The 23,943-nt window shown below is 68.0% G+C and carries 20 protein-coding genes; 17 read left to right on the top strand and 3 right to left on the bottom strand.

The window, feature by feature from the left end; translation table 11 throughout:
* Positions 1–198 precede the first annotated feature (198 nt).
* The 11 genes from IAE58_RS07640 to IAE58_RS07590 all read left to right on the top strand — a co-directional run bounded on the left by IAE58_RS07640 (position 199) and on the right by IAE58_RS07590 (position 11,735).
* Positions 199–612, top strand: coding sequence for a YciI family protein (locus IAE58_RS07640; protein WP_199933176.1), 414 nt, complete (start codon positions 199–201; stop codon positions 610–612).
* A 69-nt stretch (positions 613–681) separates the two neighbouring features.
* Complete coding sequence (locus IAE58_RS07635; protein ID WP_108748350.1) at positions 682–1,101, top strand: VOC family protein; 420 nt, start codon at positions 682–684, stop codon at positions 1,099–1,101.
* 32 nt (positions 1,102–1,133) lie between these two features.
* The gene (locus tag IAE58_RS07630) at positions 1,134–1,544 is read left to right on the top strand and encodes a VOC family protein (protein WP_199933177.1); all 411 of its coding nucleotides are present in this window, start codon (positions 1,134–1,136) and stop codon (positions 1,542–1,544) included.
* Positions 1,545–1,598: 54 nt separating this feature from the next.
* Positions 1,599–2,861 carry a sigma-70 family RNA polymerase sigma factor gene (locus IAE58_RS07625; RefSeq protein WP_199933178.1) on the top strand — a complete coding sequence of 421 codons (1,263 nt, stop codon included), beginning with the start codon at positions 1,599–1,601 and terminating at the stop codon, positions 2,859–2,861.
* Positions 2,862–2,966: 105 nt separating this feature from the next.
* Complete coding sequence (locus IAE58_RS07620; protein WP_199933179.1) at positions 2,967–4,163, top strand: hypothetical protein; 1,197 nt, start codon at positions 2,967–2,969, stop codon at positions 4,161–4,163.
* On the top strand, positions 4,154–5,254 hold the full coding sequence (locus IAE58_RS07615) for a hypothetical protein (protein ID WP_108755292.1): 1,101 nt from the start codon (positions 4,154–4,156) through the stop codon (positions 5,252–5,254). Before IAE58_RS07620 ends, IAE58_RS07615 begins: the two co-directional genes overlap by 10 nt.
* An 89-nt stretch (positions 5,255–5,343) precedes the next feature.
* Positions 5,344–6,018: a hypothetical protein gene (locus IAE58_RS07610; RefSeq protein WP_108752036.1), complete on the top strand. Its 675-nt coding sequence runs from the start codon at positions 5,344–5,346 to the stop codon at positions 6,016–6,018.
* Positions 6,019–6,034: 16 nt separating this feature from the next.
* Complete coding sequence (locus IAE58_RS07605; protein ID WP_199933180.1) at positions 6,035–7,708, top strand: CsgG/HfaB family protein; 1,674 nt, start codon at positions 6,035–6,037, stop codon at positions 7,706–7,708.
* Positions 7,709–7,902: 194 nt separating this feature from the next.
* Positions 7,903–9,552, top strand: coding sequence for a M28 family metallopeptidase (locus tag IAE58_RS07600; protein ID WP_199933181.1), 1,650 nt, complete (start codon positions 7,903–7,905; stop codon positions 9,550–9,552).
* A gap of 163 nt (positions 9,553–9,715) precedes the next feature.
* Positions 9,716–10,975 (top strand): histidine kinase, encoded by a 1,260-nt coding sequence (locus tag IAE58_RS07595; RefSeq protein ID WP_199933182.1) that lies wholly within the window; start codon positions 9,716–9,718, stop codon positions 10,973–10,975.
* The gene (locus IAE58_RS07590; protein WP_199933183.1) at positions 10,965–11,735 is read left to right on the top strand and encodes a LytTR family DNA-binding domain-containing protein; all 771 of its coding nucleotides are present in this window, start codon (positions 10,965–10,967) and stop codon (positions 11,733–11,735) included. The genes IAE58_RS07595 and IAE58_RS07590 overlap by 11 nt, the downstream gene beginning before the upstream one ends.
* Positions 11,736–11,807: 72 nt before the next feature.
* On the opposite strand, the gene IAE58_RS07585 is transcribed toward IAE58_RS07590, so the two are convergent.
* Complete coding sequence (locus IAE58_RS07585) at positions 11,808–12,422, bottom strand: hypothetical protein (protein WP_108748360.1); 615 nt, start codon at positions 12,420–12,422, stop codon at positions 11,808–11,810.
* A gap of 309 nt (positions 12,423–12,731) precedes the next feature.
* Here IAE58_RS07585 and IAE58_RS07580 point away from each other — a divergent pair, with 309 nt between their 5' ends.
* On the top strand, positions 12,732–13,658 hold the full coding sequence (locus IAE58_RS07580; RefSeq protein WP_199933184.1) for an oxygenase MpaB family protein: 927 nt from the start codon (positions 12,732–12,734) through the stop codon (positions 13,656–13,658).
* Between the two features lie 212 nt (positions 13,659–13,870).
* Here IAE58_RS07580 and IAE58_RS07575 read toward each other — a convergent pair whose 3' ends face one another.
* The gene (locus IAE58_RS07575; RefSeq protein ID WP_199933185.1) at positions 13,871–15,982 is read right to left on the bottom strand and encodes a M13 family metallopeptidase; all 2,112 of its coding nucleotides are present in this window, start codon (positions 15,980–15,982) and stop codon (positions 13,871–13,873) included.
* A 279-nt stretch (positions 15,983–16,261) separates the two neighbouring features.
* On the opposite strand from IAE58_RS07575, the gene IAE58_RS07570 reads away from it, so the two are divergent.
* Positions 16,262–19,213: an EAL domain-containing protein gene (locus tag IAE58_RS07570; RefSeq protein WP_233614817.1), complete on the top strand. Its 2,952-nt coding sequence runs from the start codon at positions 16,262–16,264 to the stop codon at positions 19,211–19,213.
* Positions 19,214–19,250: 37 nt separating this feature from the next.
* Here IAE58_RS07570 and IAE58_RS07565 read toward each other — a convergent pair whose 3' ends face one another.
* Positions 19,251–20,132, bottom strand: coding sequence for a LysR family transcriptional regulator (locus IAE58_RS07565; protein WP_108752043.1), 882 nt, complete (start codon positions 20,130–20,132; stop codon positions 19,251–19,253).
* Positions 20,133–20,228: 96 nt separating this feature from the next.
* Between IAE58_RS07565 and IAE58_RS07560 the strand changes: the two genes are divergently transcribed.
* From IAE58_RS07560 to IAE58_RS07545, 4 genes are all read left to right on the top strand, one after another.
* Entirely contained in the window at positions 20,229–20,639 is a 411-nt protein-coding gene (locus tag IAE58_RS07560; RefSeq protein ID WP_199933186.1) for a DoxX family protein, read from the top strand.
* 31 nt (positions 20,640–20,670) lie between these two features.
* Entirely contained in the window at positions 20,671–21,480 is an 810-nt protein-coding gene (locus IAE58_RS07555; protein WP_199933187.1) for a class III extradiol ring-cleavage dioxygenase, read from the top strand.
* Positions 21,477–22,133: an alpha/beta fold hydrolase gene (locus IAE58_RS07550; RefSeq protein ID WP_199933188.1), complete on the top strand. Its 657-nt coding sequence runs from the start codon at positions 21,477–21,479 to the stop codon at positions 22,131–22,133. The genes IAE58_RS07555 and IAE58_RS07550 overlap by 4 nt, the downstream gene beginning before the upstream one ends.
* A gap of 109 nt (positions 22,134–22,242) precedes the next feature.
* On the top strand, positions 22,243–23,892 hold the full coding sequence (locus IAE58_RS07545; protein ID WP_108752047.1) for a Na+/H+ antiporter: 1,650 nt from the start codon (positions 22,243–22,245) through the stop codon (positions 23,890–23,892).
* Positions 23,893–23,943 lie beyond the last annotated feature (51 nt).

The following is a 23,943-nucleotide window of genomic DNA, read 5'->3' as shown; positions in this document are numbered from 1 at the left end:
CCACCCGCCCGGCCCTCTCGCAGGAAACCAGCTTCCTGCGACCCAGCGACCCACCACGGAGGGGCTCCGCCGTTCGCCGACCCCCGCCGAAGGCGCGCTCTCCGCGGGAAAAATAATTTCCAGGAACCTGTCGATCCCCGTCCTCCTCGTTCGTTGTAAGAGTGAAGGGCGCGCCAATGCCGCCCACGGGAGACCGATATGAAAGTGATGGTGATCGTCAAAGCCAGCGCCGATTCCGAAGCCGGGCGCATGCCCAGCGCAGCGGAACTGACCACCATGGGCGCCTACAACGAACAACTGGTCGCCGCCGGCATCATGCTCGCCGGCGAAGGCCTGCACGCCACCGCCCGCGGCCATCGCATCCAGTTCGGTGACGGCGCGCCGGCCGTGCAGCCCGGCCCGTTCGGCCCGGCCGAGCAGCAGATCGCCGGCTTCTGGCTGTGGGAAGTGCGGTCGCTGGACGAAGCCATCGAGTGGGCGCGGCGCGCACCGTTCAAGTCCGGTGATGCGCTGGAACTGCGCCCGCTGATCACCGCCGAGGACTTCGGCGAGGCTTTCACCCCCGAATTACAGCAACAGGAACAGCGTCTGCGGAACCAGATCGACGCTTGAGCCCGCCGTAGTGCCATCGCCGGGTACGCCCCGGCACCCACGCCCCCGCCTTCCCAATGGAGCAATGCCATGAAACTGATTCCCTTCCTTGGCTTCAGCGGCCAGACCCACGATGCCATGGCGTTCTACGCCAAGGCGCTGGGCGGCCAGGTCACGTCGGAAATGAAGTACCGCGACATGCCGCCGTCCGATGAGCCCGGCTGCAGCGAGATGCCGCCGGAAACGCTGGACCACGTGGCGCACAGCCAGTTGGAGATCGGTGCGGCGATCCTGATGGCCGCCGATGGTCCCGGCGGCGAAGGTGGCAGCGCCACCACCATCAACGTGGACGTGGACAGCATCGAGGAGGCCGAACGCGTGTTCGCCGCGCTGGCCGAAGGCGGCCAGGTGCAGATGCCGATTGCCGAAACCTTCTGGGCGCACCGCTGGGGCATGTTGATCGACCGCTTCGGCAAGCCGTGGATGGTCAACTGCATGAAGCAGCCGTAACCGGCCCTCTGTTCAACCCAAGGAAAAAGACCATGAGTGCAGCGCAACCGCAGATGATCTTCGTCAACCTGCCCGTGCAGGATCTGGAGGCGTCCAAGACGTTCTTCAGCGCCCTGGGCTACCAGTTCAATCCCGCGTTCACCGACGAGAACGCGGCCTGCATGGTCATCAGCGAGAGCATCTTCGTGATGCTGCTGGTGAAGCCGTTCTTCCAGCAGTTCACCACCAAGGCCATTGCCGATGCACAGGCCAGCACCGAGGTGATCACCTGCCTGTCGGCGGACAGCCGCAAGGCGGTGGATACGCTGGTGGACAAGGCACTGGCGGCCGGTGCCCGCGAACCGCAGCCGGCGCGCGATTACGGCTTCATGTACCAGCGGGGCTTCCAGGACCTGGATGGCCATCTGTGGGAGATCGCGCACATGGACGGTGAGCCGGGGTGAGCCGGGGTGAGCGGCACGCTTGTGGGGCCCGGCCGTTGATGCTGTGATCGGCACATGGCCGAGCCCACCCTGACCCAGCGCATGGATACCCTGTGGCGAATGGAATCGCCCGTGCTGATCGCGCGCCTGGCACGGCTGCTGGGCGGTGACGTGGGCCGTGCCGAAGAGCTGGCCCAGGACACCTGGCTGGCCGCGCTGGAGCGCTGGCCGGCGCAGGGCATGCCCGACAACCCGGGGGCCTGGTTGATGACCACCGCACGCAACCGTGCCATCGATGTGCTGCGCCAGCACCAGCGCGTGGCCCAGCAGCACGCGCAGTGGGGCGAGCTGCTGCACCCGGCCGCGCTGCCCGCGCCCGATGACAACCAGATGCTGGAAGACGACCTGGGCGACGATCTGCTGCGGTTGATGTTCGTGGCCTGCCACCCGCTGCTGCCGGCCGATTCCCGGGTGGCGCTGACCCTGCGCCTGCTCGGTGGCCTGACCACGGTGGAGATCGCCCGCGCGTTCCTGCAGCCGGAGCCCACCATCGCCCAGCGCATCGTGCGCGCCAAGCGCACGCTGGCGCACAAGCAGGTGCCGTATGAAGTGCCGCGCGCCGACGCGCTGCCGGAACGGCTTGGTTCGGTACTGGAGGCGATCTACCTGATCTTCAACGAGGGCTACGCGGCCAGCGCCGGTGATGACTGGATGCGTCCGGCGCTGTGCGAAGAAGCCCTGCGACTGGCGCGCATCCTGGCCCATCGCATGCCGGCACCGCCGGTGCTGGGCCTGTTGGCGCTGATGGAACTGCAGGCCTCGCGCGCGGCAGCCCGGGTGGACGCGCAGGGCATGCCGGTGCTGTTGGACCAGCAGAACCGCGCGCGCTGGGACTGGCTGCAGATCGCGCGTGGGCAGCAGGCGTTGGCGCAGGCCGTGGCCGCCGGTGGTCAGCACGATGTCTACGTGCTGCAGGCACAGATTGCCGCCTGCCATGCCGCCGCGCGGCAGGCGGTGGACACCGACTGGGCACGCATCGCGGCCCTGTACGCACAGCTGCTGCAGGTGATGCCGTCGCCGGTGGTGGCACTGAACCGCGTGGTGGCGGTATCGCGTAGCGATGGCGCGTTCGCCGCATGGGCGCTGCTGCAGCCGCTGTTGGTGGATGCACGCCTGCAGGGCTATGCGCCGCTGCAGGTGGTGCGCGGCGAGCTGCTGCTGCAGTTGGGGCGGGAGGCGGATGCGCGTGACGCATTTGCCACGGCGGCGGCACAGACCCCCAATGCCGCCGAGCGCGCCGTGTTGCGGGAGAGGGCCGGCCACGCCCCGGAAAACTGAAGCCGACCAAGGCAGCACTTGTCGGCTGGCGCCTGAGCGGCTATGTTTCGCGCCCAGCGAACGTGAACGCGTTCGCATTCCGTGTGTAGACCCAGGAGCGGTTGGATGTTTTCAAGGACGAAGAGCGCGCCGCGCGCTTTTGCGCGCCTGCTTGCCTATGCGTTGTGCCTGGCCGTCTGGCCGCTGGCAACCCAGGCCGCAGAGAAATCACAGCAGGCCTATTGGGCCGGTTTCGCCTATACCGCCGATGCCGCCGCCGTAAAGGCGACCACGCCGCACGCGCAGGCGGTGCTGGAATCGCGCGGCCTGCTGCCGTTGAACCAGACGCTGTGGCAGGCACTGCAACGCCGCAAGCCGGCGCAGCTGGAGCTGATCGATCAGCCGGTGGCCATGCTGGACGGCACCACCAGCGCCACCGTGCTGGCTGCCGCGCTGGACCGCGAACTGGTGTCGGTCGAGCCGATCGGCAACCAGTACAAGGTGCTGGTGGAAGTGGCCCTGCAGGCGCTGTTCTTCGACTTCCGCGAGCGCCAGGTAATCGCGTCCTATCCGCTTACCCTGCAGCGCATTGACGTGCAGGATTACCGCCCGGACCGCGACGATATCGACGCGATCGTGGCCGACCTGCTGTACGGCAGTGCCGACACCAGCCTGTCGCAGGTGCTGGCCCAGGCCCTGGCCCAGGCCAGATTGCCGGAAGCGGCCACGCGCCGCCTGCAGGTGGGCGCGGTCACCCTGTCCGATGCCACGCTGGCCAAGCTGCCGGACCCGAAGTGGGCCGACACACTGCGCGCCACCCTGGCCCACGAGCTGTCCAAGACGCTGTCGTCCAACACGGGCGTCGGCCTGCTGCCGCCAGCCTCGGGCCAGGCGATCGGCGGTGCCATGGCCGCGCGCTTTGCCGACGGCAAGGTCTACCAGCTGAAGATTCCCGAGGCCGATTACCTGATCAGCGTGCAGGTGGATGCGCTGAAGAACGGCGTGATCGAAGAAACCCCGGCGATGAAGACGATGCTGTTCGGCGCGTTCTTCACCGCCAAGGTGACCGAGCCGTTCTCGGGCAAGGTCTATTTCGAACAGCCGCTGCGCAAGGGCGCCACCAAGGTGGTGCCGGTCACGCAATGGCAGGTTGACCAGTGGTCGGCCAGCTACGAAACCCTGCTGGCGGGCTTTGATGCCTTCGCCGGCGCCGCCGCCAAGCGTGCCGATTCGCGCACCTGGCTGGACGAACAGAAGCCGGGCGGCCGCCCGTTGCAGCAGCAGACCCAAGCCCTCCAGGAGTTGATCAAGTCATGTCGTTGATGCGTACCATCCTGCTCGTCCTCATCGCCCTGGCGGTGGCTTCGCCGGTGGCGGCGCAGTCCGCCAGCTCGCGCGGCACCGGTTCGGCCAGTTACAGCCTGCGCCTGAGCGCAGGCACCCGCGCCGAGGCCCTGGAAAAGGCCAAGGTGAATGCACTGGAGGCGTACATCGCCGAAACCGGTGCAGCCAAGCTGCGCCTGTTCGAAGCGCGCCGCGCCGAGTTCATCGGTGAAATCGATCGCTACGTGCTCAGCGCCGTGCAGCTGTCGGACAACGAAGACAAGAAGGCCAAGACCTATAGCGTGACCGTGCGTGCGGAAATCAACACCACGCTGCTGCAGACCAAGCTGGATGCCGGCTCGGCCGTGGCCGGCGCCACTGCGGCACAGCGTTCGCTGCTGACCTTCCTGTTCATGGCGCGCTCGCAGGACACCGTGCAGTCGTTCCAGGACAAGGAATACCGCCGTGCCGACGTGAGCACCAGCTACAGCGAGAACACCCGCGAAGGTGATTCGTTCCGTGGCAACTCGGTCAGCACCAACGGCAGCATCAACCAGAACGGCTCGATGTCGGTCACCACCGGCGGCAGCACCACCGCGCGCAGCGACAACATCAGCTGGAAGGTGGCCAATGCGGCTGAAGTGAACACCGCCATGACCGGTGCCTTCAGTGCCGCCGGCTATGAAGTGGTGGAAGCGGAATACGTGGAAGGTGAGTCGCGTGGCCTGCTGAACATCGAACGCATCCGCAAGGATTTCAGCACCGGCAACGATCTGGCCCCGGCCACCCTGCGCGATACCGCCAACGGCATCCGCGCGGCCAACATTCCGTACATCGCGGTGGGCACGCTGGACGTGGGCATGCGCGATCGCGATCCGGCCAGCGGCAACACCCGCGTGTTCGTCACTGTTACCGGCAAGGTGCTGGACGTGACCGGTCGCTTCCCGCGCACGGTGTCGTCGGTCGGCCCGGTGCAGTACTCCGGTACCGGCCCGAACGAAACCGTGGCCCGTACCAACGCGCTGCAGCTGGCCGCTGAAAAGGCCGCGCAGCAGATGATCAACGAACTGAACGTCAAGGCGGTTCGCTGATCCACCGCGTTCCAACGCCGGGCATGGCCCGGCGCTACCCCGTTGCCTGTGTGCCGCACCGCGGCCGTCTCTGTCATAAAGGAAACTCCATGATCCGCACTACCGCTCTTGCCGTGGCCATTGCCGCCGCCACCCTGTCGATGCCGGCCCACGCTGGCCTGGGCAAGCTGAAGGACCTGGCCGGTGCTGCCACCGGCACCTCCGCCAGCGCCTCCAGCGCCGCCGCACCGGACGAAGCCGCGCAGGAAGCGCTGGTGCGCCGTTTCGTCAGCTCGCAGTCGCATTCGCTGCAGGCGCAGACCTCGTTCGCCCGCGCCTTCGGCCTGGCCGAGCAGGTGCAGCTGCTGGAAGCCGAGCGCCAGGCGCTGTCGTCCGGCTCGGTGAGCGTGGATGCCATGAAGAAGTCGGTCTCGGTGAGCGAATCGGCCCAGGCCGCCATCGATGAGCGCGTGGCCGCGCAGCCGGAACTGAGCGCCGAATCGAAGCAGCACTACGCCGAAGGCCTGGTGTCGATGCTGGCCTCGGCCGCCGAAGCACAGAAGCTGGGCGGCGAAGCCGGCAACTTCACCGCGGGCATGAAGAACCTGGGCGCCACCCAGCTGGCCACCGTGGGCCGCAAGCTGGCTGCCGGTGCCTGGGTGGCCAAGGAATCGCCGGGCTTCATCAAGGGCCTGTACAGCTCGTCCAAGTCGGCCGTGACCTTCGCCAAGAAGAGCAAGGTGAAGGTGCCGTCCAACGCCGATTCGCTGCTCGACAGCCTCTGATCGCAGGTCCATGTCCATGCGCACCACCACCCGACTGATCGGCCTGGGCCTGGCCGCTGCCTTGCTGGCGGCCTGTGGCGACAAGGAAGCCCCGGCGGCGGACACCGCGCCGGCCCCCGCCAAGGAAAAGGCGGCCAGCGCGCTGGCCAGCAACGCACCGGCCGATGATGCGCCGTTGCGCGGCACGCCGGATTTCGGCGGCACCACCCAGGTCGCGCGCGAGGCCGACGGTATCGGCAGCACGCCGGAACTGGCGGTGCTGGCCGCCCTGCAGTCGGCGGTGGCGCAGGTAAATGGCGTGCGCGTGGCCAGCCAGATGCAGGGCCTGCGCGCAGGCCTGCATGTGGACGTGGATGGGGAACACGTCGGCGATATCCGCGCCGACGCGTTCACCCAGCAGATGATTGCCGGCTCGCAGGGCGCGGTGCTGGGCTATGAAATCCTGTCGCAGGACGAAGTGCGGCAGCTGGATGAAGAGACCATTGCCCGCGTGCGCGCCAGTGATGAAGGCTGGAGCTTCAAGGGCTCGGCGTCGGCCAGCGCGTCGGGCCAGGCCTCGGCGAAGGCCTCCGGCGGCGGTGGTTCGGCCGAAGCCAGCTACAAGGAAAACTACGAAGAGAACGTGCAGGTGGACGCCAAGCGCGGCGCCAGCTCGTTCGATTCGGACGTGACCCACCGCAGCATGCGCAGCTACTGGAAGGTGCGCGTGCGCGCACAGATTGCCCAGTACCGCGCGCCGGACGAACAGGGCAAGCCGAAGATCGTGGTGGCCCTGCCGCGCACCAAGTCCGGCAGCTATGCCGTGGGCGATGGTCGCGTGGATGCCGGCGAGGTGGCCGACGCGATCCGTGCGCGCCTGTCCGATACGCTGACCCAGACCCAGCGCTTCATCGTGCTGGACCGCGAGTTCGGCGATGAGCTGCAGGCCGAGATCGACCACATCAACAGCGGCAACGTGCGCCTGCAGGACACTGCACGCATCGGCCAGCAGTTGGCGACCGATCTGATCCTGATTCCCACCATCGAACGCTTCGAGTATCCGCGCAGCGTGCGCAACCTGCGCATGTCCGATCGCCAGGTCACCTCGTATTCCGGTGGCGGCCGCATCACCCTGCGCCTGGTCAACGCCACCACCGGCCAGGTGGTGATGTCCGACAGTTTCGACCACCAGCTGGCCTCGACCGGCCCCAGCACGCTGCCGCGGGTGGTCAACGGCCGCAACATGGCCGCCTCGATGATGGAGTCGTTGTCCGGGCAGATCGGCACGACCATCGTCACCACGTTGTTCCCGGTGTCGGTGGTGTCGGTGGACGGCGACCAGGTGGTGCTGAGCCAGGGCGGTGAAACGCTGCAGGCCGGCCAGCGCTGGCAGGCCGTGCGCCTGGGCGAAGAACTGAAGGACCCGCAGACCGGTCGTTCGCTGGGCCGCAGCGAGCACCCGTGCTGCACCATCCGCGTGGATCGCGTGGCCGCGCAGACGTCGTACGGCACCATCGAAGACGGTGTGGACGCAACCCGTGGTGGCTTCCGCCCGGGCCAGATCGAGCTGCGGCAGAAGCTGGGCAGCAAGCCGGCCACCGCGGCGACGGCGACCGCATCGGCGGCCGGGGCCGCCAGCGCACGCCCGGCGGCCAAGCCCAAGCCCAAGGCCGCTGCTGCTGCCGCACCGGCAGAAGACCCGAACTGGTAAGACATCGCGCGGGGTCAGATCCCTTTCCCATCGGGAAAGGGCTCTGACCCCTTCGTGTCTGTGTCCGTGTCGACCAAGGTCGACACCTACCAGAGCGAGACGTCAGTCGAGCATGGCTCGACTCTACAGGGGGGCGGGGCGCAGCCCTGCCGAACCCCTTACACTCCGGTAGGTTTGTCCTGCTGGAGAGAGCAATGAAACGAGTGGCACTGGGCCTGCTGGCCCTTTCGGTGAGCAGCGCATTGATGGCGGCCACGCCGAAGTTCGACGGCGCGCGTATTTCCGCCGATGTGAAGGAGCTGGCCTCCGACGCGTATGAAGGCCGTTCGCCGGCCACCGCCGGCGAAGAGAAGACCATCGCCTACCTCAGCAAGCAGTTCGCCGACGCCGGCCTGCAGCCGGGCGGCGACCTGAAGGATGGCAAGCGCCTGTGGACCCAGGCCGTGCCGCTGCTGAAGGGCGATATCGTCGGCGCGCCGCAGCTGGCGCTGCACCAGGGCGGCAAGACCGTGGCGCTGCAGCAGGGCAAGCAGATTGCCGTGCGCGCGGCCATGAACGGTGCCAGCGCAGTGGATATCAGCAAGGCACCGCTGGTGTTCCTGGGCTATGGCGTGAAAGCGCCGGAACGCAACTGGGATGACTTCAAGGGCGTGGACCTGAAGGGCAAGATCGCCGTGGTGCTGATCAACGACCCCGACTTCGAGACCGGCAAGGGCGACTTCGACGGCAAGGGCATGACCTGGTACGGGCGCTGGCCGTACAAGTACGAAGAGGGTGCCCGCCAGGGTGCGCTGGGCGTGCTGATCGTGCATGAGACCGCGCCGGCATCCTACGGCTGGGCCACCGTGGCTGGCTCCAACACCAACACCATGTTTGACGTGGTGCGTGACAACCCGGCCGACACCCATCCGACGCTGGAAGGCTGGATCCAGCGCGATCTGGCGGTGGACCTGTTCCGCTCGGCCGGCCTGGATTTCGAGGCGCTGAAGAATCAGGCGCAGCAGCGCGACTTCACCCCGGTGCCGCTGACCGGCGCCAGCCTGGATGCGAAGTACACGGTGAAGACCGAGGTGATCACCTCGCACAACGTGGCCGCGCGCCTGGAAGGCAGCCGCTACCCGGACGAGACCATCGTCTACAGCGCGCACTGGGACCACATTGGCGTGGGTGAGCCCGATGCCCGTGGCGACCGCATCTTCAACGGTGCGCTGGACAACGCCAGCGGCACCGCTTCGCTGCTGGAACTGGCCCGTGGCTTCGCCAAGGGCAAGCGCCCGGAACGTTCGGTGCTGTTCCTGGCGGTCACCGCCGAGGAAAAGGGCCTGCTGGGTTCGGAGTACTACGCCACCCACCCGCTGTACCCGCTGGAAAAGACCGTGGCGATGATCAACATGGACGGCATGGCCCCGTTCGGTCCGTCGCGTGATTTCGGCATCTACGGCACCGCCCGCTTCGAGCTGCTGGACCAGTTGAAGGACGTGGCCAAGGGCTGGGACATCCGCTACACCCCCGACCCGAAGCCGGAGGCAGGCCTGTTCTTCCGCTCCGACCACTTCTCGTTCGCCAAGCGCGGCGTACCGGCGCTGTCCTGGTCGGCCGGCCAGGACTGGGTGGACGGTGGCGTGGCGGCGGGCAAGAAGGCGTCCGACGATTACACCGCCAAGCGCTACCACCAGCAGGGCGACGAGTGGCAGCCGGACTGGGTGTTCGCCGGTGCGGCACGCGACCTGGAAGTGCTCTACACGCTGGGCAGCCAGCTGGCCAACTCGCGCGGCTGGCCGAACTGGAGCACCGACGAGTCGTTCCGCGCCGTGCGTGACGCCAGCGCCGACCAGCGCAAGTAAGGCAAGGCGGGGCGCTGCCCCGCCACCTACCGGTAGCGCCGGGCCATGCCCGGCGTTGCTGTAACACCTTCCATCCCCGCTTTCCGGGGCTTCGTCGCAGGCCGCTTGTCTGCCCGGTGCGCCGGCCTATGCTCGGCTCACCCCTTCCCACCAAGGCACTGCCGTGTTCGCCAGCCTTACTCTCATTGTCCGTCATCTGTTGGCCTGGGCCGTGGCGCTGCTGGTGGCGGGCATGGTCTGGAGTGGCATCTTCAGCGGCATGAACGATGGCCCGGGCTGGATCTTCGGCCTGCTGGCGATGTTCCTGATGATTACCGCGCTGGGCAGTGCCATTACCCACGTGCGCCGGGTGTGGATGGTGGCCGGCAAGCTGGACGGCAGCACCCTGTCTGGCCGCCAGCGGCGCCAGGTGGAACTGCCCATGGACGCCGGCCAGGCCTACGCGGTGGTCGAGGCGGTGGTGGCCGAGCTGCCGCGCGTGGAAGACGTAGAAAGTTCGGCCGGCAGCCTGCAGGTGCGCGCCTACGTGCGCCGCGTGGACCCCTGGAATGGCCGCCAACCCTCGCGCTGGAACCTGCCGGCGCGGCTGGCGATCAAGCGCAACAGCGTGCAGGCCACGGTCACCCCGGGGCAGGGCACCAGCACGGTCACCCTGCTGTTCGAACCCGATGCCGGTTGGTGGGCCGATCTGCTGGCGCTGGACGAGGGCAGCAACTACGAGAACGCCGAAGCGGTGACCCGCGCGATCAGCCGCCGGGTGGCCGACCAGCGCCGCGACGAACAGGCCGCTGCCGAACAGACCCAGGTGGAAAAGGAACTGTCGGTGGCACGCCTGAACCTGCTGCATGCACAGGTGGAACCGCACTTCCTGTACAACACGCTGGCCAATGCGCAGGTGCTGACCCGCACCGATCCGGGCCGCGCCGAGCAGATGCTGGGGCACCTGATCCAATACCTGCGCAGTTCGCTGCCGCAGGTGGATGAATCGGTGTCGACCCTGGGCGTGGAGCTGGAACGCACGCGCGCCTATCTGGAAATCCTGCGCATCCGCATGGGCGCGCGGTTGGCGGTGGAAGTGCAGGTGCCCAACGAACTGCAGGGTGTGCACCTGCCGGCCATGGCCCTGCAGACGCTGGTGGAAAACGCGATCAAGCATGGCCTGGAGCCCAAGCCGGGGGGCGGCACGATCTGGATCCTGGCGCGTGGCTTCGATGACCACGTGACCGTAACGGTGGCCGACGATGGGCTGGGCTTCGGCCAGGGCACCAGCGGCACCGGTATCGGCCTGAAGAACCTGCGCGAGCGCCTGCGCCTGACCTGCGGCGAGCAGGCCGGCGTGGCGATCGTGGCCAACTTCCCCTCGGGCGTGGCCGCTACCATGACCCTGCCGCAGCCGGCCAAGGAGCGCACCCATGCCGCTTGAAGCCCTGATTGCCGAAGACGAAGAACTGCTGCGCCATGCACTGGTGGAACAACTGGCGCGGCTGTGGCCGGAACTGAAGCTGGTGGCCGCGTGCGAGGATGGCGCCAGCGCGTTGGAACAACTGGCCGAGAAACAGCCGGACATCGCCTTCCTGGATATCCGCATGCCGGGCATCAGCGGCATTGAAGTGGCCCGTTCGCTGTCCGAACTGAGCCCGCGCACGCAGGTGGTGTTCGTGACCGCCTACGACCAGTACGCCATCGATGCGTTCGAACAAGGCGCGATGGACTACCTGTTGAAGCCGGTCAGCGATGAGCGCCTGCTGGCCACGCGCGAACGCATCCTGTCGCGCCTGCCATCCACGCGCCAGGACGATGCCGTGCTGGAGCGATTGCTGCAGCGCCTGGGCCCGTCGCGGGCACAGTCCGAGCGTCCGCCGCTGGCCTGGATCACCGCCAGCAATGGCCGCGAAACGCAGCTGATCATGCTGGACGACGTGGTCTACTTCCGCGCCGACAACAAGTACACCACGGTGGTGACCGCCGAGGGCGAGAGCCTGCTGCGCACGCCGCTGCGAGAGCTGCTGGAGGCGCTGGACCCGCAGCAGTTCCGGCAGATCCACCGTTCCACCATCGTGCACATGAAGGCGGTAGCGGCGGTCAGCCGCGACGATACCGGCAGGGGCGTGCTGCGCCTGCGCCAGCGCCCGGAAACACTGGTGGTCAGCCAGCCGTTCATGAGCCTGTTCCGCGGCATGTAGCAGGCGCCAGAAAGAACAATGCCACCGTGGCAGTGCACGGTGGCATTGTGGCTCCCCCCGCTTTCCGGGTGATCAGAACGCCGGTTGCAGCGTCATGTCGTGGTGGTGTTCGGTCTCGCCCACATGGTTCAGGCGGCCCACCAGTTCCGAGTGCTGCTTCATGCGCCCGATCTCGGTCATGATGCGGATGTCTTCATGGCGCAGCTCGCGCCTGGCGGTGACCGCCTGCTTGTAGTCCAGCACTTCCGGGTAATGCTCGGCCAGGTCCAGCGCTTCGGCCACGCATTCCACGCTGTCGGCACTGGAGCTGATGCGCGCGCGGCTGTTGAAGGCCTTCATCCAGCGTTCGAAGCCGGCGGTGTGGTCGAACATGTTGGCCATGAACCAGATGACGAACAGGATCGACACCCACGAACCGAACACGATCACCACGCGGGTGAAGGTGATATGGAAGTCGTCGCGCCACAGGTAGTTGGCGATCAGGCCCAGGATCAGCAGCGACGCTGCCTGCCAACCCACGATCGAGGCCATCAGCCACTGGCATTTGGCCTTGGCCAGCACGGCCACCTCGTCGCGGATCTGCTGCTCGCTCAGGTTGCGCCAGTGCGCGACCTGTTTTTCGAACGGGCTGCTGTACAGCTCGTTGTCCCGCAGCAGCATTCCCAAACCCTTGAACAAAGCAATCATGACTGGCTCCTTTCTGGAACGTGCGTCGATCAGCATTGGACGATGTGGCGGATTCAGTTCTAGCACTTCCAGCGGCCGGTGCAATGGGCGCAAAGCGAAGGGGCGCAAGGGTTTTGCCTGAATGCGTGAAGATTGGTGCGGCGCACCATCGCATTCACAGGCTGCGACAAGATGTCGCAGGGTGAATCGTGCTGCGTGCGCACATGCTGCCGCGGCGCGGCCGTCGGGCTCGCCGCAGGACGCCGGATCGCCCAGAATCAAGCCGGACCGCGCAGAACCCGGTCGATTCCGCCACCCACTGGACCCCGTATGCCGCCGTTGCTGCACCGCTTGACCCGCCCGGTTACCGCGCCCATCCGCCGCTGGGTGCTCGACGCCTTCCCGCGTGGCCAGAGCGGTATTGATTACGACCACCCTCAGGGCGATCCCGGCTGGTTCGGGCCGGACAGCATCACCTGGCGCGTGCATGCGGAACTGCCGTCCATGCTGGCCGGCGGGCTGTGTGCGCTGATGCTGCAGACCCTGCACCCGCGCGCGCTGGCCGGTGTGTATGACCACTCCAATTTCCGCCAGGACCTGGTGGGGCGGCTGCGCCGCACCACGGCCTTCGTGGCCGGCACCAGCTATGCGCCCAGTGCCGAGGTGGAAACGCTGGTGGCCAAGGTGCGCCACATCCATGCGCAGATCCGCGGCCGCACCGCGCAGGGCCAGGCGTATGCGGCTGACGATCCGCACCTGCTGACGTGGGTGCACGTGACCGAGGCCTACGGCTTCCTGCAGGGCTACCGCCGCTATGGGCGCGAGGTTCCCGAAGCGATTGCTGATCGCTACTACGACGAGTACCGCTGCGTAGCCGAAGCGCTTGGCGCAGTGGACGTGCCGCGCAGCGAGGCGGAAGTGGCCGCGTATTTCTGTGCACGCCAGCCCGAGTTGATGGCCGATGCGCGTTCGCGCGAAGTGCTGGACGTGCTGTCTGCGGTGAACCTGCCGGTGCCGATCCCGGGGCTGTCACGCGCGGTGTTCCTGGGCGCGGGCGCAGCGCTGTTGCCGGACTGGGCCGAGGCGATGCTGGAACGCACGACTGCCCAGCGTGCGCAGGCGGCGGCTTCGGCGAAGCTGATGCAGGGCATGGCGCCGCTGTTCCGCCGCGCATTGCCCGATGGCCTGGCCACCCGGGCGTGCGCACGCATGGGCGTGCCGGTGGACGTATTGCGGGAGTGGCCGGCCGCGCGGTGATCCACGCTACGCGTGGACGGCACCCGGCGCAACGCTTTGGGTAGGTGCCAACCTTGGTTGGCACAGCGTAGATCCACGCCCTGCGTGGATGGGTGCCGGAAGGATCGTGCCAACCAAGGTTGGCACCCACCAGAGCATGGGGTTGGCATCCACCAGAGCATCCCGCCCCCCGCAAACGAAACGGGCGCCTCGCGGCGCCCGTTCGCATTACATCACCACACCTTGACCCGCTTTTCCGGAGCCAGGTACAGCTTCTGGCCGTCCTTCACTTCAAACGCCGGGTACCACGCATCGATGTTGCGCACGGTCAGCGCACGGAACTGGCCCGGTGCGTGCACGTCGGTCAGCAGCGAATTGCGCAGGGCCTGCTCGCGGCTCTTGCTGCGCCAGGCCTGGGCGAAGCCCAGGAAGAAGCGCTGGTCCGGAGTGAAGCCTTCCAGGGTCTGGCCCGGCTTGCCCTGCAGCGACAGCTGGTAGGCATCGTAGGCGGTACCCAGGCCGGCCACGTCGGCGATGTTCTCACCCAGGGTCAGCTTGCCGTTCACGTGCACGCCCGGGAACGGTTCGTAGCTGCTGAACTGCGCGGCCAACGCATCACCGGCGGCGTTGAACTGCTTCAGGTCTTCGGCGGTCCACCAGTTGTGCAGCTTGCCGGTGGCATCGAACAGCGCGCCGGCGTTGTCGAAGCCATGGCTGATCTCGTGGCCGATCACCGCGCCGATCGCACCGTAGTTCACCGCATCGTCGGCGGCACCGTCGAAGAACGGCGGCTGCAGGATCGCGGCCGGGAACACCAGGCGGTTTTCCAGCGGCACGTTCATCGCATTGATGGTCTGCGGCAGCATGGCCCACTCGCTGTGGTCCACCGGCTTGCCCAGCTTGGCGATGTTGCGCTCGTACTCGAAGCGTTCGGCACGCTGCGCATTGCCCAGCGGATCGTCGCGGCGGATCTCCAGGCCGGTGTAGTCACGCCACTTGTCCGGGTAGCCCATGCCCACGGTCAGGCCGGCCACCTTGGCCTTGGCGCTGGCCTTGGTCTGCGGTGACATCCAGGCCAGTGCATCGATGCGCTTGGCGAAGGCGGCAATGATGTTCTTTGCCATCTCGTCGGCGCGTTCCTTGGTCTTCGCGTCGAAGTGCTTTTCCACGTAGCGCTTGCCGATGGCTTCGCCGACGGCGTGGTTGGCATCGTCCACCGCGCGCTTCCAGCGATCGCTCTGCTGCGGGGTGCCGCTGAGCGCGGTGCCGTGGAAGGCGAAGCGGGCGTCGGCGAAGGTCTTGGGCAGGTAGCTGGCGGCACGGTCCAGGGCGTGGAAGGTCATGTAGTCCTTCCAGGCATCCAGCGGCTCGGTGGCCACCAGCTTGGACAGGCCGGCCACGGCCTTGGGCTGCCAGACGATGAAGTCCTGCTGCTGGCCCAGCTTGGCCGCTTCCAGGAACGCGGCCCAGTCCATGCCCGGCGCCTTGGCGCTGAAATCGGCCTGGGTCCAGAGGTTGGCGCCCTTGGTCACATCGTTGGTTTCTTCCTGGGTGGCATGCGCCTGGGCGATCTTGGTTTCCAGCGCCAGGATGCGCTGCGCCTTGCCGGCCGGGTCGGCCACGCCGGCCAGCTGCAGCACCTTGGCGATGTAGGCCTGGTACTGCTTGCGCAGTTCGGCCATGCGGCCATCGCCCAGGTAGAAGTCACGGTCGGGCATGCCCAGGCCACCCTGCACCAGGTACGGCGCGGTGCGGTCGGGCTGCAGCAGATCCACCGACACCCACAGGCCGAACAGACGGTCGGTGTAGAAATTGGTGGCGTTCAGCAGGTCCACGTCGGCGCGCATGTCATCGCCCAGTGCACGGGCCAGGCCGGCCTTGTCGGTGATCGCACCGATGGCCTGCAGCTGCGGCTGCACCGGGGCCAGGCCGCGCTTCTCGATGCCGGCTTCGTCCATGTAGGCGGCGTAGTAATCGCCGATCAGCTTGTCATCGCCGCTGGCCTGCGCGTTGCCGGCCGCACCTTCCAGGATGGCGCGGGTATCGGCCTGGGTCTTTTCGGCAATTACGTTGAAGCTGCCGAAGCGCGAACGGTCGGCAGGGATCTCGGTGTTCTTCACCCAGCTGCCGTTGGCGAAACCGAAGAAGTCATCGCCGGCGGCGATGCTGCGGTCCATGCCGCTGGCATCGAAGCCGAAGCTGCCCAGCATCGGCTTGGCGGCAGCCGGCGCGGCTTCGGCGGGGGCGGCCGTACCTGCCGCCGGCTCGGCCGGGCGATCGCAGGCGGCCAGGGACAGGCTGGCGAGAATGGCCAGCGCCAGGGTGGGACGGCGCAGCTTGGACATGGACTTCTCTTGCGACGGAAAACCCCAAGTCTAATCCTCTGCGGCGGCGGCGGACGCGCGCCAGCACGGCTTCGGGTGTGCGCGATCTGGCTGAACACGCGCCGCCGCGCTTCACGCAGTCATCGCGCTGGTGCATGCTGCGGGGTAGGGACCCACACAGGGAATGGCCCGCGGAGCAGGTGCAGGCGTCAAGAATGCCGCGCTGCGGCCGCTCTGGTCGGGGATGTGGAGGAATCGTTCGCGCATGAAGCCAGCTGTCTGCACAGGGAATACCGACCGATGCCCGCGCTGAAACGGGCGTTGGCCCGGCCGTTGCGTGCCATCACCTGGGGCGGCGTGGCGCTGGGCGTGCTGCTGGCCGTGGGCATGGCGGCCATGCTGGCCAACGACCACCAGCGCCGGCTGGAGGCTGCGCAGCGGCAGAGCCGCGCGCTGGCGGTGGGCAGCGAACGCCTGCTGGCGCTGGAGCTGCGCAATCTGGAACGGGCGCTGGCCGGGATTGCCGGCGATGCCGCCGAGCTGTTCAGCAACGTGCCGGCGCAGGCGCCGAAGCTGCTGGATGCGGCCATTGCCGGGGTGCTGCAGCGGCACGCCGAACTGCACAGCATCGTGGTGGTCGATGCCTACGGGCGCGCGCTGACCGGCGGTGCCGACGAACTGAAACTGCCGCTGTGGGCCGACCCGCAGCGGCGCGGGCAGGGCAGCGCGCTGTACCTGGGGCCGCCGCAACGCGCCGACGATGGCACCTGGGTGGTGCCGCTGGCCTTGCCCATGGCCGACGACCGCTGGCTGCTGGCGCGGCTGCGCTGTGGCGAGCTGCAGCGCATCATCGGCGGCCTGGACGTTGGCCCCAACGGCATGGTGTCGATCACCGATGCCGACGGCTTCATGCTGGCGCGCGTGCCCGATCCGTACGGCACGGTGGGCCGCCGCTACACCCTGCCGTACCGCAACCTGGTGGGCGGACCGGCGGTGGTGGAGCTGGGCAGCTTCCCCGGCGTGGTCGACCAGATTCCGCGCATGTCCACCATCAGTACGCTGGAACACAGCCCGCTGGCGGTGCAGGTGGGGCTGGCCGATGCCGATGTGCTGGCCGCGTGGTGGCCCTACCTGCATGCGGCAGTGGCGATCCTGCTGACCTACGTGCTGGTGCTGCTGGGCCTGCTGTTCGCGATGCGCCGCAGCACCCGCAGCCAGCAGTGGATGGCGGCCGAACTGCGCACCGGCCATACCGAACTGCGCATGGCCCACCAGGTGGGCCGGGTCTGCACCTGGTACGTGGACGAAGACGCCGCGCTGCTGCACTGGTCGCCGCTGGCGCGCGAGATCTTTGGCGTGCAGACCGATGCCCTGCCGGTGGCCGAGTTCTTCGGGCGCGTGCACCGCGAAGATGCCGAACGGCTGCAGCACGCGTTCCATGAAGCGTTCGCGCGCGGCGCGGTGCTGGATGAAATGTTCCGCCTGGTGCTGCCCGGCGGCGATGTGCGCTGGGTGTCCGCACGTGGGCAGCGTGTGGAACTGGCCGACAGCCAGCGGCGCATGATCGGTGCGCTGACCGACGTGAGCGAGCGCCATCTGGCGCGCGAACAGATGAACCAGGTCGAGCGCCGGTTCCGTCTGCTGTTCGACCGCAACCCGGCGCCGTTCTGGGTGTTCGATCCCGATACGCTGCGCTTCCTGGAAGTGAACGAAGCGGCGGTGCTGCAGTACGGCTACACGCGCGAGGAATTCCTCGGCATGAGCATCCTGGACATCCGCCCGCGCGAAGGCTGGGAGGAAGTGAAGGGGGCAATTGCCCGCGCCCGCGTGGGCGAACTGCAGGATGCAGCCGTGCGCATGCACCGGCGCAAGGATGGCTCGGTGTTCGAAGTGCGTGCGCACCTGTCCAAGCTGGATTTCGACGGCCAGCCCGCCTGCCTGGTGCTGGCCGAAGATGTAAGCGAGCGCCTGGCCTACGAGCGTGACCTGGCCTACCGCGCGCGGCACAACCCGGCCACCGGCCTGTTGAACGTGCGCGCCCTGAGCGAACAGCTGGACAGCCAGGACCGCGGCTACACCATCGCCTACGTGCAGCTGCGTGGCCTGCAGCTGGTGGCCGATACGCTGGGCCGTGACATCGGCGATGCCATCCTGCAGTCGATGGCCGCGCGCCTGGGTGGGTTGGGCGCGCGCTTCGGCACGCTGGCCTTCCAGCCGGCCGAAGACTTCGTGCTGGCCATCGCCCCGCAGCACAACACCCAGTCGGTGCTGGACGATCTGCTGCAGATCGTGTCGGCGCCGATGCGCGGCAAGGATTCGCTGCACCAGTTCGAGCCGCGCATCGGCGTGGCCGTGCGCGAGGAAGGCGATGCGCTGCGCGCCGAACAGGTGGTGGGCATGGCCGCGCAGGCGGCACATGCCGGCCGCGTGGAAGGCAACGTGGTGGCCTGGTTCGATGCGGCCGTGTCGACCCGCCTGGCCGACCGCCTGCGCCTGGCCGGGCGCATCCATGCGGCCATCGACAACGAGTTCCAGCTGTACTTCCAGCCTATCCGCCATGCCAGCGATGGCAGCCCGGCGGCGCTGGAAGCGCTGCTGCGCTGGCCGCAGCCGGACGGCAGCTTCATTCCGCCCAGCGAGTTCATCCAGCTGTGCGAAGACACCGGGCTGATCCTGGCGCTGGGCCGCTGGGTGATCCGCGCCGCCGCACAGGCACAGCGCCAACTGGTGGCTGCGGGCTGGGGCGAGCTGCCGATCGCGGTGAATGTTTCGGCGGTGCAGTTCTTCAACAGCGACCTGGTGGCCGAGTTCGCCCGCGCACAGGAAGATTTCGGCCTGGCCCGCGGCGCGCTGCACGTGGAGCTGACCGAGAGCAGCCTGATGCGCAAGCCGGCGCAGGCCATGCAGACCATGCGCCGCCTGCACGAGCAGGGCATCTGCGTGTCGCTGGATGATTTTGGTACCGGTTATTCCAGCATGTCCTACCTGCAGCACCTGCCGCTGGACATCCTGAAGATCGACCGCAGCTTCGTGGCCGACGTGGAAACCAACCCGCGCAATGCCTCGATCTGCCGCGCGCTGCTGTCGCTGGGCCACAGCATGGGCCTGACCATCATTGCCGAAGGCGTGGAAACCCCGGGCCAGCTGGACTGGCTGGCCGCGCACGGCTGTGACCAGGTGCAGGGCTACCTGCTGGGGCGGCCGGCGCCGCTGGAAAAGATCATCCAGGCGCTGGACGAAGTGGTTGCCTGATCGTGGAAACCCGCCGGGCCATGCCCGGCGGATGCACTCACACCCCGGCGTCCACCAGGTAATCAATGAAACTGCGCACCTTCGGTGCCAGATGGCTGCGGCTGGTGTACACCGCGAAGATGCCGATCGGCGGTACCTCCCAGTCGGGCAGCACGCGGACCAGGCGGCCATCGGCCAGCGCCTGTTCCAGCAGGAAATCGGGCTGCAGGATCACGCCCAGTCCGGCGATGGCGGCTTCGCGCAGTACGTCGCCGTTGTTGGCCTGCAGGATGCTGTTCACCGCCACCCGAACTTCGCCGCCGGGCCCCTGCAGCGGCCACTGGTTGCCCGAGGCCCAGTAGCTGTAACCCAGGCAGTCGTGCGCCGCCAGATCCTGCGGCGTGGCTGGCGTGCCGCGCGCGGCCAGGTACGCCGGTGCCGCGCACAGGGTGATGCGGGCCTGGCCCAGGCGCCGAGCGATCAGCGTCGGGCTGGGTTCGCGGGTAATGCGCAGGGCCACGTCGTAGCCTTCTTCCACCATGTCCACCAGACGGTCGGACAGGGCCAGGTCCAGTTCCACCTGCGGGTAGCGTTGCCGGTAGCCGGCCAGCAGCGGCCCCAGCCGGGCGATGCCCCAGCTGACCGGCGCGTTGATGCGCAGCGTGCCCGACGGTTCCAGCGCCTGCGCTCCTACGCTGGCTTCCAGCGCATCGAATTCGGCCAGCAGGCGCACGCACTGGGCGTAGTAGGCGGCGCCGGCGCTGGTGGGGCTGACCCGGCGGGTGGTGCGGTGGAGCAGGCGGGTGGACAGGCGCTTTTCCAGCGCGGCCACCTGCCGGGTGACCCCGGCCGTGGATACCCCCAGCGCCTCGGCGGCGGCACTGAAGCCGTTGCGCTCGACCACGGCCACGAACACGCGCATGGCGTCCAGAGTGTCCATTGTTGCGCCTTCTGAAATAAATACGGTCGTTTCATCGTATTTATCGGCTGGCGGCTGCGCAATAACCTGTACGCACTCTCCCTGAGGTACGCCCCCATGAAAACCTCCGCTGCTGCCGTTTCGCCGCTGGCCCCGTATGCCGCCACCGTGCTGCGCCTGGCCCTGGGCGGCCTGTTCCTGGTGCACGCGCTGACCAAGCTGCTGGTGTTCACCCCCGCCGGTACCGCCGCGTTCTTTGAATCGCTGGGCCTGCCGGGCGCGCTGGGCTACCTGACCATCGTGGTCGAGCTGGCCATCGCGGCGGCCCTGCTGCTGGGCGTGTACGCGCGCTGGGTGGGCCTGCTGGGCGTGCCGCTGCTGCTGGGCACGATCGTGACCGTGCACGGCGCCAACGGTTTCGGCTTCGCCAACGCCGGCGGTGGCTGGGAATATCCGGCGTTCTGGGCGCTGGCGCTGGTGGTGCTGTTCCTGCTGGGCGATGGCCGCTGGACCCTGCGTTCGCGCTGATCGCCGCTTCCCCCCGTATCTGGAGAACCTCATGTCCCGCCTGCCTTCGCTGTACATCTCCCACGGCTCGCCGATGACCGCCCTGCACCCGGGGCAGGTGGGCGTGCGGTTGGCCGAACTGGCCCGCGACCTGCCGACCCCGCGCGCCATCGTGATGGCGTCGGCGCACTGGCTGGCGCGCCAGCCGCTGGTCGGCGCGCATCCGCAGCCGCCCACCATCCACGATTTCGGCGGCTTCCCGCGCGCGCTGTTCGAGCTGCAGTACCCGGCGCCGGGCGACCCCGCGCTGGCCGAAGAAGTGGCCGGGCGCATCGCCGCGGCCGGCCTGCCGGTGGCGCTGGATGCGCAGCGCGGGCTGGACCATGGCGCCTGGGTGCCGCTGCGGCTGCTGCGCCCGCAGGCCGATGTTCCGGTGGTGCCGCTGTCGATCCAGCCGATGCTGGGGCCGCCGCACCAGTTCGCGCTGGGCCGTGCGTTGGCGCCGCTGCGCGACCAGGGCGTGCTGCTGGTCGGCTCGGGCAGCATCACCCACAACCTGCATGACTGGCGCGACTACCAGGACGGCAAGGAAGCGCCCTACGTGCGCCCCTTCATTGAATGGGTGGAACAGCGCCTGACCGCCAACGATCGCGATGCGCTGTTCGACTACCGCCGCCAGGCGCCGTTTGCCGAGCGCGCGCATCCCACCGATGAGCATCTGCTGCCGTTGTACTTCGCCATGGGCGCGGCCGGCGGCGATGATTTCGGTGCCACCCGCATCGATGCGGGTATCGATGCGGGCATGCTGGCGATGGACCTGTACCGCTTCGACGGCGCCGCGGCCGTGCAGGAGGCCGCATGAACCCCGTGCTGACGCCCGTGCTGGAGCGGCCGGCGCAGGGCAGGGCGCAGGGCCTGGTGGTGCTGCTGCACGGCGTGGGCAGTAACGAGCAGTCGCTGGCCGCGCTGGCCAGCACGCTCGATCCGCGCCTGCACGTGCTGCTGCCGCGCGCACCGCTGGTGTTCGGGCCGCAGGCGTTCGGCTGGTTCACCGTGCGCTTCGGCGCGCAGGGGCCGGTGATCGATCCAGCCCAGGCCGAAGCGTCGCGGGTGCTGTTGCGCGACTGGTTGGCCGTGCAGCAGCAGCGGCTGGGGCTGGATGCGCGGCAGACCGTGCTGGCCGGCTTCAGCCAAGGTGGCATCATGAGTGCCAGCGTGGCGCTGACCGCGCCGGAGCGGGTGAAGTCCTTCGCGATCCTGTGCGGGCGCATCCTGCCGGAGATCGCGCCGCTGATTCCGGCCGATGTGGCCGGCGCCGGGCTGGACGGCCTGGTGGTGCACGGGCGGCAGGATGACAAGCTGCCGTTTGCGCTGGCCGAAGCTGCCTCGCAGCGCCTGCAGGGGCTGGGCGTGGCCCACCGGCTGCGTGATTACCCGGTGGGGCATAGCTTGTCCGCAGACATGCAGCAGGACACCCGGGACTGGATCGCGGCGCGTTTGCTGTCGCCGCCCTGACGCGCATTCATACGGGCGGCCGCAGCGGCCGCCAGCTGTGCTAAGTTTTTTTCCTGTCTCCGGCGCACACCGGTTTTTCCGGCCCCACGCGCCGCTTCCCGGAAGAAGCATGCACACCATCGAAGTCGTCCTGGCGATGCTGGTGGCCGTTGTCGCCAGCGGTTACCTGGTTCGCGTCCTGCCCTTTTCACTGCCGCTGCCGCTGGTGCAGATCGGCCTGGGCGCGGTCATTGCCGGGGTGTTCAACCGCGGCCATGCGCTGGAACCGGAAGTGTTCTTCCTGCTGTTCCTGCCGCCGCTGCTGTTCCTCGATGGCTGGCGTATTCCCAAACAAGGCCTGTTCCGCGACAAGGGCGCGATCCTGGAACTGGCCTTCGGCCTGGTGGTGTTCACCGTCATCGGCGCCGGCCTGCTGATCCACTGGATGATTCCGGTGATGCCGCTGGCGGTGTGCTTCGCACTGGCGGCCATCGTCTCGCCCACCGATCCGGTGGCGGTGGGCGCGATCGCTTCGAAGGCGCCCATTCCCAAGCGGCTGATGCACATCCTGGAAGGCGAATCGCTGTTGAACGATGCCTCCGGCCTGGTCTGCTTCCGCTTCGCGGTGGCCGCGGTCATGACCGGATCGTTCTCGCTGGCCACCGCCTCGCTCACCTTCCTGTGGGTGGCGGTGGCGGGCCTGGCGGTAGGCGTGGCGGTCACCCTGGGCGTGTCCACCTTCCAGCGCTGGCTGTGGCGCCGCTTCGGCGAAGAGCCCGGCGCGGCCATGCTGGTGAACCTGCTGATTCCGTTCGCGGCCTATCTGCTGGCCGAAGAGATCCATGCCTCGGGCATCCTCGCGGCCGTGGCCGCCGGTATTGCGATGAGCTACGTGGAGCTGACCGGCCGCGTGTCCGGCAGCATGCGCGTGCAGCGCGCCGGGGTCTGGAACATGCTGCAGTTCAGCTTCAACGGCATCATGTTCGTGCTGCTGGGCGAGCAGTTGCCGGGCATCGTCGAGCGCGCGACCACCACCATGAATGAGACCGGCCACCAGAGCGCCTGGTGGCTGCTGGTGTACGTGGTGGTGATCAACGCGATGTTGATCGCGCTGCGCCTGCTCTGGGTCTGGCTGTCGCTGCGCTGGAACCTGCTGCGCGCGCGCCGCCGTGGCCTGCAGCACGGCGAGGCACCGAACTGGCGCATCGTGGTGGCCACCTCGGTGGCCGGCGTGCGCGGTGCCATCACCCTGGCCGGCGTGCTGACCCTGCCGCTGTTCCTGCCTGATGGCAGCCCGTTCCCCGCGCGTGACCTGGTCATCTTCCTGGCCGCGGCGGTCATCCTGTTCTCGCTGGTGGGCGCCAGCGTGGCCCTGCCGCAGCTGCTGAAGGGCCTGCAGCTGCCGGCCGATTCGGGCGAGCGCAAGGAAGAGGACCTGGCCCGCAAGCTGTCTTCCAAGGCCGCACTGGCGGGGGTGGAGCGCATGCGTCAGCAGCTGGTGATGAACCAGAACACCGACAACGTGCAGCTCTTCAATGACGCTGCATCGCGGGTGAGCCTGCTGTACCAGCGGCACCTGGAAAAGGACAACGAAGGCCCCGACGTGGACCCGGACAAGGTGAAGCGGATGGAGCAGGGCTACCGCCAGCTGCGCAGCGCGGGGCTGAATGCCGAACGCGAGGAGCTGTTCCGGCTGACCCGGCGCGGGGTGATTTCCGATGAGATCTCGCGGCGCCTGATCCGCAACCTGGACCTGCTGGAGTCGCGCCAGCGCGGCTGATCGACCCGGCCCATGCCGCTGCGTGGCTGACCCTGAAACGTAGAGTCGAGC

Origin of the sequence: Stenotrophomonas sp. S49 (assembly GCF_016624905.1) — a bacterium.
Taxonomy (GTDB): Bacteria; Pseudomonadota; Gammaproteobacteria; order Xanthomonadales; family Xanthomonadaceae; genus Stenotrophomonas.
This window is presented reverse-complemented; position numbering and strand designations above follow the sequence as displayed.